Origin of the sequence: Bradyrhizobium sp. 21, assembly GCF_023073335.1 — a bacterium.
In the GTDB taxonomy this organism is placed as follows: domain Bacteria; phylum Pseudomonadota; class Alphaproteobacteria; order Rhizobiales; family Xanthobacteraceae; genus Bradyrhizobium.
The window spans coordinates 15,668-32,148 of sequence record NZ_JADPJG010000032.1 but is presented as its reverse complement, the minus strand read 5'-3'; the positions used below and the strand labels follow the sequence as shown (position 1 = coordinate 32,148).

The 16,481-nt window shown below is 64.3% G+C and carries 15 protein-coding genes; 8 read left to right on the top strand and 7 right to left on the bottom strand.

Annotation, left to right across the window (positions count from 1 at the left end; translation table 11 throughout):
* The first annotated feature begins 12 nt into the window (after window positions 1-12).
* From IVB31_RS25520 to IVB31_RS25485, 8 genes are all read left to right on the top strand, one after another.
* Entirely contained in the window at window positions 13-861 is an 849-nt protein-coding gene (locus IVB31_RS25520) for a cyclase family protein (RefSeq protein ID WP_247329294.1), read from the top strand.
* A gap of 435 nt (window positions 862-1,296) precedes the next feature.
* On the top strand, window positions 1,297-2,175 hold the full coding sequence (locus IVB31_RS25515; protein WP_247329291.1) for a xanthine dehydrogenase family protein subunit M: 879 nt from the start codon (window positions 1,297-1,299) through the stop codon (window positions 2,173-2,175).
* Window positions 2,165-2,653: a (2Fe-2S)-binding protein gene (locus IVB31_RS25510; protein ID WP_247329289.1), complete on the top strand. Its 489-nt coding sequence runs from the start codon at window positions 2,165-2,167 to the stop codon at window positions 2,651-2,653. Before IVB31_RS25515 ends, IVB31_RS25510 begins: the two co-directional genes overlap by 11 nt.
* Window positions 2,650-4,995, top strand: a complete 2,346-nt coding sequence (locus IVB31_RS25505; protein ID WP_247329287.1) for a xanthine dehydrogenase family protein molybdopterin-binding subunit — start codon at window positions 2,650-2,652, stop codon at window positions 4,993-4,995. The genes IVB31_RS25510 and IVB31_RS25505 overlap by 4 nt, the downstream gene beginning before the upstream one ends.
* Window positions 4,992-6,107: a ring-opening amidohydrolase gene (locus IVB31_RS25500; RefSeq protein WP_247329284.1), complete on the top strand. Its 1,116-nt coding sequence runs from the start codon at window positions 4,992-4,994 to the stop codon at window positions 6,105-6,107. The genes IVB31_RS25505 and IVB31_RS25500 overlap by 4 nt, the downstream gene beginning before the upstream one ends.
* A complete protein-coding gene (locus IVB31_RS25495; RefSeq protein ID WP_247329281.1) occupies window positions 6,107-7,315 on the top strand; it encodes an FAD-dependent monooxygenase in 1,209 nt (402 codons plus the stop codon). Before IVB31_RS25500 ends, IVB31_RS25495 begins: the two co-directional genes overlap by 1 nt.
* 12 nt (window positions 7,316-7,327) lie before the next feature.
* Window positions 7,328-7,849, top strand: coding sequence for a hypothetical protein (locus IVB31_RS25490; RefSeq protein WP_247329279.1), 522 nt, complete (start codon window positions 7,328-7,330; stop codon window positions 7,847-7,849).
* 4 nt (window positions 7,850-7,853) lie between these two features.
* Window positions 7,854-9,233, top strand: coding sequence for an amidase (locus tag IVB31_RS25485; protein WP_247329277.1), 1,380 nt, complete (start codon window positions 7,854-7,856; stop codon window positions 9,231-9,233).
* Between the two features lie 11 nt (window positions 9,234-9,244).
* Here the strand turns inward: IVB31_RS25485 and IVB31_RS25480 are convergent, their stop codons facing one another.
* The 7 genes from IVB31_RS25480 to IVB31_RS25450 form a co-directional block, all read right to left on the bottom strand.
* Entirely contained in the window at window positions 9,245-10,000 is a 756-nt protein-coding gene (locus IVB31_RS25480) for an ABC transporter permease (protein ID WP_247329274.1), read from the bottom strand.
* Window positions 9,997-10,815, bottom strand: coding sequence for an ATP-binding cassette domain-containing protein (locus IVB31_RS25475; RefSeq protein WP_247329271.1), 819 nt, complete (start codon window positions 10,813-10,815; stop codon window positions 9,997-9,999). The genes IVB31_RS25480 and IVB31_RS25475 overlap by 4 nt, the downstream gene beginning before the upstream one ends.
* Window positions 10,816-10,822: 7 nt before the next feature.
* Window positions 10,823-11,797 carry an ABC transporter substrate-binding protein gene (locus tag IVB31_RS25470; RefSeq protein ID WP_247329268.1) on the bottom strand — a complete coding sequence of 325 codons (975 nt, stop codon included), beginning with the start codon at window positions 11,795-11,797 and terminating at the stop codon, window positions 10,823-10,825.
* A 99-nt stretch (window positions 11,798-11,896) separates the two neighbouring features.
* Window positions 11,897-13,111: a M20/M25/M40 family metallo-hydrolase gene (locus tag IVB31_RS25465; protein WP_247329264.1), complete on the bottom strand. Its 1,215-nt coding sequence runs from the start codon at window positions 13,109-13,111 to the stop codon at window positions 11,897-11,899.
* Window positions 13,112-13,129: 18 nt separating this feature from the next.
* Window positions 13,130-14,704 (bottom strand): ABC transporter ATP-binding protein, encoded by a 1,575-nt coding sequence (locus IVB31_RS25460; protein WP_247329261.1) that lies wholly within the window; start codon window positions 14,702-14,704, stop codon window positions 13,130-13,132.
* Window positions 14,701-15,531: an ABC transporter permease gene (locus tag IVB31_RS25455; RefSeq protein ID WP_247329258.1), complete on the bottom strand. Its 831-nt coding sequence runs from the start codon at window positions 15,529-15,531 to the stop codon at window positions 14,701-14,703. The genes IVB31_RS25460 and IVB31_RS25455 overlap by 4 nt, the downstream gene beginning before the upstream one ends.
* Window positions 15,524-16,471: an ABC transporter permease gene (locus tag IVB31_RS25450; RefSeq protein WP_247329255.1), complete on the bottom strand. Its 948-nt coding sequence runs from the start codon at window positions 16,469-16,471 to the stop codon at window positions 15,524-15,526. Before IVB31_RS25450 ends, IVB31_RS25455 begins: the two co-directional genes overlap by 8 nt.
* Window positions 16,472-16,481 lie beyond the last annotated feature (10 nt).

The following is a 16,481-nucleotide window of genomic DNA, read 5'->3' as shown; positions in this document are numbered from 1 at the left end:
AAGGAATCCAAGTTGAAGATCGTCGACATGACCCATCTGATGAACGTGCACACGCCCGGCTGGGTCGGATACGCCGGCAACAAGATGTATTATGCGCAGAATCTCCAAACCAAGATGATCGTCGCGCAGCGCATCGACATGGCGCTTCATGTCGGGACCCACATCGACGGTGCGATGCATGGCACTGACGGTATGGGCGACATGGCGTCCTATCCGCTGGATTTTCTGGTCGGCCCGGGCGCGGTGGTCGACGTCTCCGCCCACATGGACGATTGGGCGGTCATCACGCCTGAGATGATCGAGGCAGCGCCGGTCGAGGTAAGGGAAGGCGACATCCTGATCTTGCATACCGGCTGGCACCGCTATTGGGAGGGGCAAAAGGAGCAGGACCTGGTCCGCTATTTCTGCATGCATCCCGGTGGCAAGATCGAACTGCTGGAATGGATGCTGAAGAAGAAGATCAAGTGGTTCGGGATTGATTGCGGCTCCGGCGATCACGCCATGAACACCTCGATCCGTCTGATGCGCCCGGATCTGACCAAACGCTTCGAAGCCAAGGTGGGCATGGGCTGCGACGAGTTCTTCGGCGAGTACAGCTACGTGCACAAGAAATCGGGTCGGGAGGTGACTGAGGACATGTTCCCGTTCCACTCCTATGCCTTCCAGGAGGGATTGATCCACGCCGAGAATGTTGGCGGCGATATCGAGAAGATGCTGAACAAGCGGGCGATCATCGGCGCGTTTCCGTGGCGCTATGAGGGCCTCGAAGCGTGCCCGTGCCGGATCGTCTGCTTCGACGGCATGGACGAGGATGTCGAGGCGGTCGGCGACGTCGCCAAGGCGATCTTCCAGCGGCGCTGACCCGAGGCGGCCTGGCCGATGACGTCATGATCCCGTTTTCGCGAGATTATTATGCCGTGACGATGAGCGACGATTGCCGCTCCGCGTGGCGATGGGAAATCCGGCGCCGAAGGGCGCCGATGGGCGTCAAGTTGAGCGGCGACGGGTATTCGTCGCAGAGAGCCGCCGAGGAAGCCGGAAGGCAGGCGCTCGCGAAATTCCTGACCGCGCTCACCTCGGAGGAGCAGCGCGGATGACACTGCCGCGGTCGGCGCTACATCGCGTCTGCACGATGTTTATGCAGGTCGAGAGCAGAATGAGCAAGCAATCGCCGGATTTCGATGCATTCCGGCCGCGTTTTCGATCGCGGGGTTTTGACTTGCGCGGTTTGACGACCGATACTTTTCGACGTTGCACGCGCCAGGCCGAAGCGGGCGCGGTTTCCGAGCGAGATCGATGAAGCCTGCCCCATTCAAATATATTGCAGCTTCGTCTCTCGACCACGCCCTCGCCCTGAAGGCCGAACACGGCGACGAAGCCCGCTTTCTCGCCGGCGGGCAGAGCCTGATACCGGCGATGAATTTTCGATTGGCGCGGCCTTCCGTGTTGATCGACATCAATGGTCTCGGCGAACTGGCGGGTGTCGAACGTTCGGAGGGCGCGGAGATCCGGGTAGGCGCGCTGACGCGCTATCGTTCCCTCGAAAGCGACAGCAGGTTTTTGACAGACTGCCCGCTATTCGCCGACGCCCTTCCTCACATCGCCCATCCGCAGATCCGTAATCGGGGAACGATCGGCGGCAATCTGTCCCATGCCGATCCGGCTTCCGAACTGCCGGCGGTCGCGGTCGCGATGCAGGCGCGCATGCGGATCAAGTCGGCCAAGGGTGGACGCGAGGTCGCTGCATCCGAATTCTTCCAGGGCCTGCTGACGACCGATATCCGGAGCGATGAAATGTTGGTCGAGATCGCCTTTCCGGCGCCAAGGGCTCGGACGGGGACCTGTTTCATGGAGGTGGCACGGCGACGTGGCGACTTTGCGCTAGCGGGTGTCGCCGCCGTCGTAACCACCGACGCAAAAGGACGCTGTTCGCAACTGCGGCTCGCGCTGTGCGGTGTCGGCGAAACGGCTGTCGATGCCAGCACCGCCGCTGCGTCTCTGATCGGGCAGCCCTGGGCCAGTGAAGCGATCGAGACTGTCGTATCCGAAGTTCAGGCTATGATCGATCCGCCGGGCAATGTGCACGCTAGCCCCGATTATCAGCGGCATATCGCTGGAGTGCTTGCCCAGCGCGCGATCACCGCGGCGTATTCACGGGCAGGCCATGCAGGTTGAGCGACACGACATCGAGCTTTCCGTCAACGGTACGATCTATCGTCGTGCGGTGGAGTCGCGGATCCTGCTCAGCGATTTCCTGCGTCACGATCTGGAACTCGCCGGTACCCATGTCGGCTGTGAGCACGGTGTGTGCGGCGCCTGCACCATCCTGCTCGATGGCGCCCCGATCCGCTCCTGCCTGATGCTGGCGGTCCAGGCCAACGGCCATGAACTCTCGACGGTGGAGGGGCTTGCGGGCCGCGACGGCGAACTGCATCCGGTCCAGCAGGCCATGCACGACCATCACGGCCTGCAATGCGGCTATTGCACGCCGGGCATCCTGATGACGATGACGGCTTTCCTGAAGCAAAATTCCGAGCCTTCGGAGCACGAGGTGCGCGAGGCGCTGTCCGGCAATCTCTGCCGCTGCACCGGCTATCAGAACGTCGTCGACGCGATGCTGGCGGCGGCGCAGACGATACGGGCGGCGCCATGACGACCCGCTTCTTCGGTGCCCCGGTCAAGCGCAATGAGGACCGCAAGCTCCTCACCGGACAGGCGCTGTTCGTTGACGACGTCGAATTGCCGGGAATGCTGCACATAGCCTTCCTGCGCAGCCAGGTCGCGCACGCCCGGATCAGGCGGATCGACGTATCGAGGGCTCTGGCTCGCCCCGGCGTGACCGCCGTCTATACCGCGGCCGACCTCGGCGAGTACTGGAAGGCCGGCCCGCTCCTGGTGCCGCCGCCGCCGATCGAAGGCAGCATCTTCAACGCGCGGACGCAGGTGCCGCTGGCGAAGGACAAGGTCCGCCACGTCGGCGAGCCGCTCGCGGTCGTGGTGGCTGATAGCCGCTACATTGCCGAGGACGCGCTCGACGATATCGAGGTCGATCTGGAGATCCTCCCCGCGGTGGTCGATTGCGAGGACGCGTTGAACTCCGCGACGCATGTGCACGACGATCTCGGCTCCAACATGGCGGCGCATGTCCGCCAGAGCAAGGGCGACTACCGCCGCGCGGCGGCGAACGCGCATCTGATCCTCAAGCGCCGTTTTCTCTATGAGCATGGCATCTCCTCGCCGATCGAGACGCGCGGCGTGGTGGCGCTATGGAACGCGCGCGGCCAGCACATGACGATCTGGGACACCACGCAGGCGCCGGTGTTCGTGCGCAACGGCCTTGCCGCCATGCTCGGCCTCGGCGAACGCCAGGTGCGCGTGATCGCGCCCTTCGTCGGCGGCGGCTTTGGGCCGAAGATCATGATGTTCTATCCGGAAGAGGTGGTGCTGCCGTGGATATCGATGCGGCTCAATCGTCCGGTGAAGTGGATCGAGGACCGGCTGGAGCATTTTTTCGCCACCACGCATGAGCGCGGCCAGATCCATGACGCCGAGATCGCGCTTGCCGCGGACGGGCGCATTCTCGGCATCAAGGACGTGTTCATGCACGATACCGGCGCGTACGATCCTTACGGGCTGACGGTTCCGATCAACAGCCAGTGCACATTGCTCGGCCCCTACGTAGTGCCGAACTATGACAGCACCTTCACGGCCCTGTTCACCAATCTGCCGATCGTCACCCCCTATCGCGGCGCCGGACGGCAGCACGGCGTGTTCGTGATGGAGCGGCTGCTCGACCTGGCCGCGCACGCGTTGAAGGTCGATCCCGCGGAAATCCGCCGCCGCAATCTGATTCCGCCGGATGCGTTCCCCTACAGCAACGAGATCATCTTTCAGGACTTTCAGCCGCTCGAATATGATAGCGGCAATTACGAGCCGGTGCTCGACAAGGCGCTGGAGCTGATCGGCTATGATCACTTCATCCGAGACGAGCAGCCGAGACTGCGGGCTGAGGGCCGTTGCGTGGGAATCGCCGTCGCCTGCTACGTCGAAGGCACCGGCATCGGACCTTACGAAGGTGCCAAGGTCCAGATTCAGGCCAATGGAAAGGTCAACGTCGCGACCGGCATCGGCACCCAGGGGCAGGGGCATTTCACCAGTTTCGCGCAAATCGTTGCCGACGAGCTCGGGGTCGACGTCACCGATGTCGATATCGTCACCGGCGATACCGACCAGTTCTCTTGGGGCGCCGGCACGTTTGCGAGCCGCGGCGCGGTGGTGGCCGGCACCGCCGTCAGCGAAGCGTCGCGCGCGGTGCGCAAGAAGGCGCTCAAGCTTGCTAGCGATGTCTTCGAATGCTCTGAAGACGATCTGGTGCTTGCCGACGGCAAGGTGTCGATCACGGGCATCTCGCAGAAATTCATCCGGCTCGGGGACCTCGCTCAACGCGCCAATCCGATGCGCGGCGCGGTGTCGCCGGGGACCGAGCCAGGGCTTGAATCGACGCAATATTTCGGGCCGCCGATGGGCGCGACCGCCAACGGGGTCCATGCCGCCATCATCGAGGTCGATCCGCAGACCTTTGACCTGAAGATCCTCAAATACGTCGTGGTCCATGATTGCGGCACGGTGATCAACCCGATGATCCTCGCCGGTCAGATCCATGGCGGGGTGGCCCAAGGCATCGGCAACGCGTTCTACGAAAAGCTGTCCTTCGACGAGCAGGGCCAGCTCCTCAACGCATCGCTGGCGGATTACCTGCTGCCAACCGCGCTGGAAGTGCCGCGCATGGAGCTCGACCATACGACGACGCCGTCGCCGCTCAATCCGCTGGGGATCAAGGGAGCCGGCGAAGCCGGAGCGATCCCGGTCGGGCCGTTGTTCGCGCAAGCGATCGAGGACGCGCTGGATCTCAAGCGCAACGAGGTCGAGCTGCTGGAGATTCCGCTCAGTCCCAGCCGGCTGTTCGAATTGACGCGCATGGCGAGGGTCCGGTGAGAACGGCGCAGGTCTTCAGATTGTCGATGGCGCATCCGGGCGATCTCTCCGAGCTCGATCGGCTGATCGCAGGCGGAACGGTCCACGCGGTTGAAATCGCGGCCATCATCGGCAAGACCGAGGGCAATGGCGGCGTCAATGATTTCACCCGAGGCTACTTCACGCAGAGCCTGATGGCGTTGCTGGCGAAGCACCTGAACAGGCCTGCGGAACAGTTGATCCGCGAAATTCCCTGCGTGCTGTCGGGCGGCACCGAGGGGGTCATGAGTCCGCATTACAGCGTCTTCTGTTCCGGCGAGGGTAAGCAAGGCCCGAGCGCGGGACCCTCGCTCGCGATCGGCACCGCGTTCAGCGAGCCTGTAGCGGCCGAGAATGTCGGCCGACGCGCGCATGTCGAGAGCGTCGCCGATGCGGTGCGCACGGCGATAGCGAATGCCGGGATCGAACGGTTGGACGACGTGCATTTCGTGCAGGTCAAATGTCCCTGCGTCACGGTCGCGCGTGCCGCGGCGGCGATCGCGGCCGGCAAGACGCCGCTCACCAGCGATCCAAACAAGTCGATGGCGTTTGCCCGTGCGGCGGGCGCGTTCGGGGTGGCAGTGGCGCTCCACGAACTCGCACCTTCCGCATTCAATGATGGGTCGCTGCTGTCCGATTTCGCGATCCAGTCGCCGCGCGCCAGTATCTCTTCCGGCGTCGAGGTCGAGAGCAACGAGGTGGTCGTGCTCGGCAACAGCGCGCGCTGGGCCGGTCCGCTCCGCATCGCGCATCGCCAGATGGCCGACGCGCTCGATATCGGTGCCGTCGTCGATGTGCTGGCCGATCTCGACATCGAAGCGAGGCCGCAGGTCTCTGCCGGCGACGCCATGAGAATCGCGGCCGTGCTGGTCAAATGCGAGCCGGACCGACGCGGCAAGATTCGCGGCCACCGGCACACCATGCTCGACGACACCGACATCAACGCCCAGCGCCATGTCCGCGGCGCGGTTGCCGGCCTGGTCGCCGGCGTGATCGGCGATGGCCGGATCTTTGTGTCCGGCGGCGCCGAGCATCAGGGTCCGGACGGCGGCGGCCTAATTGCGGTGATCGCCTCGCGAGAGGAGAGCGCCTGATGCGGATCGTCGTTGTCGGCGGAGGTGTAGCGGGATGCGTCATGGCGCGGCAGCTGTCGCGATTGGATGGCGTCGAGGTGGTCTGCTTGGAGCGGGTCGCGCGTGACGACCATTCCGAGGCCGGCACCGGGCTCAACGTCGGACCGAACGCGGTCAAGGCCGTGAAGGCGATCGATCCGGAGCTTGCCGATCTCATCACCGAGGCGAGCTACCTCTGGCACAATTGGCGGATCTCGCTCACCGATGGCACCGTGCTGTTCGATCTTCCGCTGGCTGACGTCGCCGACGAGCCGGGCTGGCGGATCCGCTGGTCGGAGCTCTACCGCGTGCTGCGAGAGGCCGCGGGGGACCACGTTTTCTACGGTTGCGAGATCACCGAGATCGGCCGCGCCGCCGCCGATCCCCGCAAGACATCGATTGCATGGGTGCAAGACGGGATGACGCGTCGGCTCGATGATATCGATCTCCTGGTAGCCGCCGATGGACGCTATTCGGCGGTGCGGCGTGCGATCTCGGGCGAACCGGAGGTGCGGCAGACCGGCGTCGCGATCTTCCGCCTGCTGGTGCCGGATCATTCGGGCGGGCTGATCGACGATTACGAGCAGTGGTTCAACGGGCCGAACCGTCTGCTGTCGTTCAAGGTGCCGCCCGGCCATATCTATGTCGCCGGCACGTTTCCGATTGCGCAGGATGCGCCGATCGCGGAGAGCCTGAAAACGCCGGACGCGTTGCGCGCGGCCTACGCGCCGCGTCATGCGCCGCCCAGCCCGCAGGCGCGGTGGCTGATCGACACCGTCTGTGAGAACGCCGCGGACACGCATTGGGCGCGGATGCAGGAACACGAACTGCTGTATCGCGCCGACGGCTGCAACGTGCTCTATCTCGGCGACGCGGCCCATGGCATGGTGCCGACCCTGGGGCAGGGGGCGACGCAGGCGCTCGAAGATGCGGCCAACGCGGCGGCGCTGATCACGCTGCGCTATGCGTGCGGCAAGCGCGACGTTGCCGGCTGGCTCGCCGATATCGTGGCGCTGCGGCAGGAACGCATGCGCTTCGTGATGGCGTTTTCGCTCGAGGCGACCGACACCATGCTGGATGGTGCCGATCCGGTCGAGGGAACGCGGCACAAGAACGAGGCCGCGTTCCAGAACAGCCTGAAGGCGCTCTACCGCGACGTTGGATTGCCATTGGATGGAAACAGGATCTGAGGAGATAAAGCCATGACCGCCGCTATCGAGAAGCAACTGCCGCTTGCCACGGTTCACGGGCTCTATCATATCGCGGTCAAGACCGAGAATTTGGCGGCGACCCGCAAATTCTACGTCGACATCATCGGGTTGCGCGAATTCCCCCGCCCCGACTTCGGCTATCCCGGCGCTTGGCTCGGCTGCACCCAGCCCGGCGGCCTCGCCATCCTTCACGTCTATGCCGGCGGCCCGGCACTGGGTCCGGAGGGCAAGGCGCCGGCGGGCACGGCAGCGATTGATCACGTCTCGCTGTCCTGCTCCGGCTATCGCTCTTATGTGTCGCGCTTCAAGGCGTCTGGGCTGGATTGGCGCGAATTCATCGTACCCGGCACCTCGCTCTGGCAGTTGTTCGTCTACGATCCCAGCGGGGTCCAGCTCGAATTGACCTTCGAGTGCGGCGGCGAGGGCGATGAGCTGCCCGACATGTCGCCCGGCCGCAAATACGTCGCGGGCGCGAGCTTCTTCGACAAGGCGACCTACCCGAAGCTTGGCTGACGAGATGGAGGATCGCGCTCGCCCATTATGGTCGCTCAACGCGGAACAACTTTCCGCGGCCTACGCCAATGGCCTCGCGCCCCGAAGCGTGATCGACGCGACGCTGGCGCGAATTCGCGACGTCAACCCGCTACTCAACGCGATCATCACCCTGGACGAAGCCGGCGCTATCCGCGCTGCTGACGCCAGCGCGCGGCGTTGGAAGGATGGTCGGCCGTTGAGCCGGCTCGACGGCGTTCCCGTCACGATCAAGGATAACATCCTGGTCGCCGGGCTGCCCGCCACCTGGGGCAGCCGCCTCTACGAGAACTTCGTGCCGGATGAAGACGAACTGCCGGTGCGGCGGCTGCGCGAGGCGGGCGCGGTGATCCTCGGCAAGACCAACGTGCCGGAGTTCTCGGTCCACGGCTTCACCGGCAACGCCCTGTTCGGGACCACCGGAAATCCCTGGGACCCGGCGCTGACGCCGGGCGGATCGAGCGGCGGCGCGGTCGCGTCTGTTGCGTCCGGGATGGGCACGCTCGCGCTCTGCACCGACGGTGGCGGCTCGATCCGGCGCCCGGCCGCGCATGCCGGCCTTTTCGGTTTGAAGCCGTCGCGCGACACGGTCCGGCGCGGGAAGGGCTTTCCCGCCATCCTGCACGATTTCGAGGTGATCGGGCCGATCGCGCGCTGCGTCGGCGACATCATCCTCGGCATGGAGGTCATTGCGGGTCCGAACTGGCCGCGGCTGGTCGGTCAATCCGTCGCACCGCGTCCCCGCATCGCCTATGCTCCAAGTTTTGGCGGAGCCCCCGTCGACCCCTTCATTCGCGACACGCTCGATCGGACAGTGGCTGGGATGCGGTCGCTCGGCATCGATGTCGAATTGATCTCGCCCTTCGATCTGGCCGAACCGCTCCCGGGGATCTGGCCGGTCATCAGCCAGACCGGCATTGCCTGGCTGCTCGCGCAGCATCGGGATTGGGAGAACAGGGTCGCTCCCGCGATCGCCGAAATGGCCGCGGCCGGACAGAAATACGGTGCAAAGGATTACCTCAACGCGCTCGACACCATCGCGTCGATACGGCGGGATTTCGAATCCCTGTTCGAGCGTCACGATTTTCTGGTCACGCCAAGTGCGGCGGCGATGCCGTGGCCCGCGGCGGAATCGCACCCCACCATGATCGACGGCCAGCCGGTCGGCCCGCGCGGCCATGCCGTGTTCACGGCAATTGCCAACGCGCTCGGATTGCCGGCGATTTCATTGCCCTGTGTGGTCGAGGCCGGCGTGCTACCGGTCGGCCTGCAGATGATCGCAGGACCAAATCGCGATTGGCCATTGCTGGCCTTCGCCCGCGAATATGAAGGCCGGCTGTTCGCCCATCGCTGGCCGCGCATTTAGGCCTGTTGAGATTATCGTCCCGCCCAGTGCACGAAGCGGCGCTCGATCAGCAAGAACAGCAGGTTCAGCGTGTAGCCGAGGGCGCCGGCGGCAAAAATCGCCGCGTACATGCCGGGCATGTCGAACAGCTGCTGCGCCTCGAACACGCGCTGGCCGAGGCCGTCGGTCGAGCCGATGAACATTTCGGCGACGACGATGATGACCAGCGCCAGCGATACGCCGTTGCGCAGGCCCACGAATGTCTGCGGCAAGGATTCCAGAAGCATCACGTCGAACAGCACCCGTGTCCGCGACGCGCCCATCACCTTTGCCGCGAGCAGCCGCGTCTTGCGGGCGTTCATCACGCCGTAGGCGACGTTGAACAGGATCACCAGTGCGGCGCCGAAGGCCGCGACGGAAATCTTGGTGCGGTCGCCGACGCCGAACAGTACGAGGAACAGCGGAAACATCGCAGAGGCCGGTGTTGAGCGGAAGAAGTCGATCAAGAATTCCACCGATCGATACAGCTTTTCGGAAGAGCCGAGCAGGATACCGAGCGGGATCGCGATCACGGCGGCGATCGCGGTCGAGGAGATGGTCCGCATCACGGTCTTGAGGAAATCGACCCCGAGCTTGCCGCTGAGCATGCCCTCCCACAGGGTCCGGAAGGTTGCGAGGGGTGATGGCAGCAGCACGGGGTCGACCAGCCTCAGCGCCACGGTGAGCCCCCAGATCGCCAGCAACATGGCGACGCCGACCAGCGGCAGCAGGGCATTGGGTATCTTCATCCCCGGCGTACCTCCTGCTGAAACAGTTTCAGGCAACGCGCCTTGGTGGCGATGAAGCCGGGCTCCGACAAGGTCTTGTCGGTGCGCGGCCGCGGTGCGTCGTAGGGGACGAATTCGACGACGCGCGCCGGGTGACGCGACAGCAGCAGCACGTAGTCCGAGAGATAGACGGCTTCTTCGAGGTCGTGTGAGACCAGCACCGTCGTGGTCTTGGTCTCCATGAACACGCGCTGGAGCTGGTCGCGCATGAACAGGGTCATCTCGTAGTCGAGCGCGGAGAACGGCTCGTCGAGGAACAGGATCTCCGGCTCGACGATCAGCGCGCGCATGATCGACACCAGCTGCTGCTGGCCGCCGGACAGATGGTAAGGGTAGAGCGAAAGGTCGATCTTGACGCCAAGACGGGCGACCAGGCGTTCGACCCGCTGCTTGCGTTCCGCTTTCGGCACCCCCATCACCTTCAACGGATAGGCGATGTTGTCGAATGCCGGCAGCCACGGAAACAGCGCCTCGCGATAGTTCTGGAATACATAGCCGAACTTGACGCGGCTGAGCGGTCTTCCGTCGAACAGCACTTCGCCGGCGTCGGCGGGGACCAGACCCGCGATCATATTGATCAGCGTGCTTTTGCCGCAGCCGTTCGGGCCGAACACTGAAATCAATTTGCCGCGCGGAATATCGAAGTCGAAGCGGTCATAGATGACGGCGTCGGGATAACGCTTGCTCAGGCCGCGGATGGTGACATGCGGCGCTGTCCGCCGGGACTCGTCAAAGCTGCCGGGCGGGCTCGCCGCGATCGAGGCCAGACTGGTCATGCGCCCCTCAAAACTTCTGCAGGAATTTGCTGGCGTCGACCTTTTCCGGCACCACGCCGATCGACGTGCCGAAATCCGCAAACGCCTGGAAGTCGGCGAGCTGCTTCGGGCTTAGATCGGCGGCCATGACGTAGCCAAGCATCGAGACCATGTCGACGACATTGTCGGGCGTGAACGTGTTCTTGGCGAGGTGCTTTCGGGCCTCGTCCGGGTTGGCGTTGATGAACGCGATCGCCTTGGCCCACGCCATCGCGAACCGCTTCGCCACGTCGGGCCGCTTCTGGATGAAGTCCGAGGTCATCGCGCAGCCCGCGGCATAGGCGTCCGCGGTTTCGCTGCCCAATATATATTTCGAGATCAGGCCGGCCTCGAGCGAGCGGGCGATGCCGGCCTTGATCATCATCGACGCGTTGGGCTCCAGCGTATAGCCGCCGTCGAAGGTACCGGCGGTCATCGCGTTGACGTGCTGGCCCATGTCGAGCTGATCGATGGTGTAGTCGCCCTCCTTGAGGCCATTCTTGGCGAGAATGGCTTTCGCGGTATTGAGATTGGCCGGGCCCGGCGCGGACATCAGTTTGGCGCCCTTCAGATCGGCGATCGAGTTCGCCGGAAAGCCGTTGCGGACGACGAACTGCTCCATCTTCCAATTCTTGGTCTGGCTGTTGAGGCTGATGTACATCGCGACACCCGGCTTCTTGACGTCGGCATTGAGGCCTTCGAGCATCACCAGCACGGCGGACACTTCGATCTGGTTCGTCATCATGGCGGCGACGTTGGGCGGTCCGCCCATCAGCTTGATCATCTCGGGCTCGATGTTCTGCTCCTTGAAGAAGCCCCGCTCCAGCGCGACAAAATAGGGAAGCGACGAACTGACCGGGAACACGCCGACGGACACCTTGTCCTGGGCCCGGGACGGAGCGGGTAACGCGGTAAGGCCCAGGAGCAGGACAGCGAATGCAGTAATTTTGCTCAACAATTTCATGCCGAAAGCTCCCCGAAATTCTGCTGGGAGGAGCAAGAAATGTGCCGCGTTTCGGTATCTGCCGTCGGGCATGACCGATCGTGCGCGCCTGCAAGCCGACTATCCGCAGATCTCCAGAATGGCCAGCATGTAGATACGGATCATGTCGACAAAGTCGACGATATCGACCCGTTCGTCGGGCATGGTGTTGTAGCGCCCGCCAGGACCACAGACGATGCCTTCCATCCCGCCGAAATGGTGCAGATGCCCGGCGTCGGTTCCGTAGAAGCAGCTCGGGGCGACGGCTCCCGTCGGTTGATCTTCTCCGCGCACCGCGTGGTAGGCCCGGTTGATCGCCGCCACGATCGGGCTTGTGCGCGACACTTCGAACGGTGGCATGGTTGGCACGCCGGCGCGGTCCTCCGACATGATCTCGGCCTTGAGACCCGGAAAGCGCGCTTCGAGCGCATCGAGCTCGCGGCGCATGTCGGCCAGGGCAGCCACCTCGGTCTGGCCCGGTGCATAGCGGCCGGAGCCCTTGATCCGCACGAAATCAGCCACCTGGGGCGTGCGCCATTCGTGCAACTCGCGGCCGAGCGCGCCGTGGACGACGCCGACATGGACGCGATTGATCCGTTCGTGTTCAGGTGAGAGCGCGCCCGAGAATTTCATCGCGTTGAGGCGCGGAACGAGATCGCACGCTGCCGTGATCGCGTCGACTGCCTCTTCGCGCTTGGACAGGTGACGGGTATTGCCGGTTAACTCGATGATGAACATGAACGCTGCCGCGTGCATGGTCATGGCCTTGAGATCGGTCGGCTCGGAATTGATGAAGTAGTCGGCGCGGAGCCCTTGCTCGACCAGCGAGTACGTGCCGACGCCGCCCTGGAGCTCGCCGACCACATAGGTGAGAATGACGTCGCCCTTAAGTTCGACGCCGGCGTCGATCAGCGTCTTCACCGCGCAGAAATAGGCGGCATCGCCCGCCTTCATGTTGGAAACGCCGATGCCGTAGATGAAGGCGTCATCGACCTTGCCTGCCCAGGGGTCGACCGTCCAGCCCTCGGTCACCGGGTTGGTGTCGAGATGGCCGTTGAACATCAGGCTTTTGCCGCCGCCGCTGCCCGTCCAGAGGCCGATTGCGTTGACCCGTCCCTCGTTGCCGAAGGCGGCGAGCTCGGTCTCGAGGCCGATTTCGCGCATGCGCCCGGCCATGAAGGCCGCGAGCTGTTTCTCTCCATCCGATTTGGAATAGCTCTTGTGCTGCACCATCCGTGACAGCAGCTCGAGGGAAGCCGGAACGTCGATCCGGGCGAGAAGTGCGTTGCGGTCCATCGGGGGAAATCCTTGCAGTCAGCCGACCGGCACAGGGGAGGCGGCCATCAGTTCGCGGGTGTAGGGATGAACGTGATCCATGTCGAAATTCTCGACGGGCAGGAGGTCGACCACCTCGCCCCGGCGCATCACCGCGATGCGATGGGCGATCTGACGGATGAGGTTGAGGTCGTGGGTGATGAAGAGGAAGGCGGTGCCGGTTTCGGCGCGCAGTGCCAGCAGAAGTTCGATGATCTGTGCCTGCACGGAGACGTCCAACGGTGCGGTGATCTCGTCGCAGATCACGAGCTTCGGACGCGCGGCGAAGGCGCGCGCAATGGCGACGCGCTGTTTCTCGCCGCCTGACAATTGATGCGGCCAGCGCCCCGCATAGGATGCGGGCAGGCGAACCTGATCGAGCAGGCGGGGAATGTCCGCGGCATCACCACCATAGAGTTTCAGGGGCCGCGACAGGATCTGGTCGACCTTATGGCGCGGATTGAGCGAGGAATCCGGATGCTGGAAGACGATCTGCACGTCACGGCGATAGGCGGCGTTCATGTCGCGCGCGCCATGGATCACGCGATCGTCGAAGGTAATCCTGCCCGAGAAGCGGGCAAGCCCGGTCAGCGCGCGCGCCATCGACGATTTGCCTGACCCGGACTCGCCGACAAGGCCAAGGATTTCGCCGGCGCAGACGTCCAACCCGATCTTCTTGGTTGCCGGCGGCGCGGCTTTGCGGAACAGGCCGGCATTGCCGTAATGCACGTCGATGTCTGAGGCGGCAAGCAGCACCACGCCACTCGGCCGGTCATGGACGAGGCGCCGTTCCGGCCTGGGCACGGCTTCCACGAGCGCCCTCGTATCGGCATGGCGCGGCGCGCGGAATATCTCGGTCGCCGGCGCCTGCTCAACCAGACGACCGTGCTTGAGGACCGCGACCCGGTCGGCGACCCGCGTCACCAGTGCGAGATCGTGGGAAATATAGAGGGCGGCAACACCGGTCTCCGCACGGAGCCGCGCAAACAGTTCAAGGATGCGTGCGCCCGAGATGACGTCGAGTGCCGTGGTCGGTTCGTCGAACAGGATGACGTCGGGCCGGCATCCGAAGGCCGTCGCGATGATGACGCGCTGCTTCTCGCCGCCGGAGATTTCGTGCGGGTATCGCCGCATGATCGCGGCCGGGTCATGCAGGTCGACATGTCCGAGCAGATCGACGGCGAGCGCGTCCGCCTCGCGCGGTTTGAGATCGCGGTGCTGGATCAGCGCTTCCGTGATCTGCGTTCCGATGGTGAGCGTCGGATTGAGCGAGGTCGAGGGATCCTGGAACACCATGCCGAGCCGCCGGCCGCGGATCCTGGTCAGCTCTTTCGGACCCAGGCGCTGCAGGTCGATGTCACCGAGCCGCAAGGAGCCCGCCACTTCACGCGCGTTATCAGGCAGATGGCGCATCAGGGCCCAGGCAAGCGAACTCTTGCCGGACCCGGATTCTCCGACCAGGCCCAGCACCTCGCCCGGAGCTATCTGGAGCGAGATGTCGTGCAGCACGCGCACGGGCCCGGCGGAAGTGGCGTAGTCGAGCGTATAGTTCTGGATCGCAAGTAAAGGGGTCACCGCTCGTCCTTCGGATTGAGGGCGTCGCGAAGGCCGTCGCCGACCAGGTTGAAGGCAATCGCCGTGAGTGCGATTGCGCCCGAGGGCGCAATCAGCCCCCAGGGCGCCTGATGCATGTATTGGCGGGCATCGGCTACCATGAGCCCCCATTCGGATGCGGGCGGCTGGGCGCCGACGCCGAGGAAGCTCAACGTCGCGAACAGCATCACGGCGAAGGACACGCGGATGGTGGATTCGATCACGATCGGCGCCATGACGTTGGGCAGCATCTCGCGGAAGATGATCCACGACGCGCTCTCGCCACGCGCGATTGCGGCTTTCACGTAGTCCTGATTGCGAACGTTGAGCGCGACCGAGCGGGTCACCCGCGCCATGCCCGGTGCAAAGGCCACCGCGATCGCGATGACGGCGTTGCTGGCGCCGTTGCCGAGCGTGCTGACCAGCAGCAGGGCGAGCAGAAGACCGGGGATCGCCATCATGGCATCGTTGGTCCGCATGATCGCTTCGTCGGAGCGTCCGCCGAGATAGGCGGACCCAACGCCGATGATCGCGCCTGCCGCGCTACCGATGAACGTGGCGATGAGCGCCATCGGCACGGTCGATCGTGCGCCGACCATCAATCGGCTCAGGATGTCGCGGCCGAACTGATCGGCGCCGAGCCAGTTCTGCCAGCCGGGTGCGCGGAACCTTCCGAGGAAGTCGATCTTCTCCGGCGCATAGGGCGCCAGGGCCGACCCGAACAGGCAGGCGGCGGCGACGAGCAGAAGCAGTACGACGCCGATGAAACCCTGTGGTCTTCGCAACAGGCGGATGAACAGCTCAATCATAGCGGATACGCTTGTCGAGAACGGCGTAGGCGAGGTCGGCGAGGGTGTTGGTGAGCGCATATGTCGCCGCCATGATCAGCGCGCCTGCCTGGATCGATGGCAGATCGCGCGTGGTGATGGCGATCATCAGCGCCCGGCCGATGCCGGGAATGGCGAAGATCTCCTCGATCACGATGACACCGCCAAGCAAATAGCCGACGTCGAGGGCGATGATGGTGACGACCGGCAGCAGCGCGTTGCGCAAGGCATGGCGAAACAGCACGGTCCGCTCCGGCAGCCCCTTCAATCGGGCGGCGCGGATATAATCCGATTTCAGCACGTCAAGCATTTCGGAGCGCATCATGCGCATGACATGGGCGATGAGGATCACCGAAACCGTCAGCACCGGCAGCGCCAGATGAAGGATGCCACTGCCAAAATCCTCCAGCGGCGAGACGTAACCCGTTGCCGGCAGCCAATGCAGCGTGTCGGCCAGCAAAAGGGCGAGCAGCGTTGCGGTAACGAATTCCGGCAGCGAGACCCCGAAATAGGCGACGAGACTGACGCCCGTGTCGGCGAGTTTGCCCTGGCGTAGCGCTGCCAGCACGCCGAGCGGCACGGCGACGACCAGCGTGACCAGGATAGACGAAACCGCGAGCAGCAGCGAGCGCGACAGCGCAGCAAGCATCTCAGGGCCGACCGGCTGGCTGGTGCGCATCGAGATGCCGAAATCGCCGATGAAGACGTGGCGGGCCCAGCGCGCATATTGCAGCCAGGTGGGATCGCCGAGCCCAAGCTTCGACCTGAGCGCGGCCAGCGATTCGGGCGTCGCGTTTTCTCCGAGCAGCGACTGGGCGGCGTCCGCCGGCAGGATCTGCGTGATCGCGAACACCAGCATCGAGACCACGATGATGGTATAGGCCGTCAGGATCAGGCGGCGCGCGAACCATGCCAGTGACACCGAACGCCTC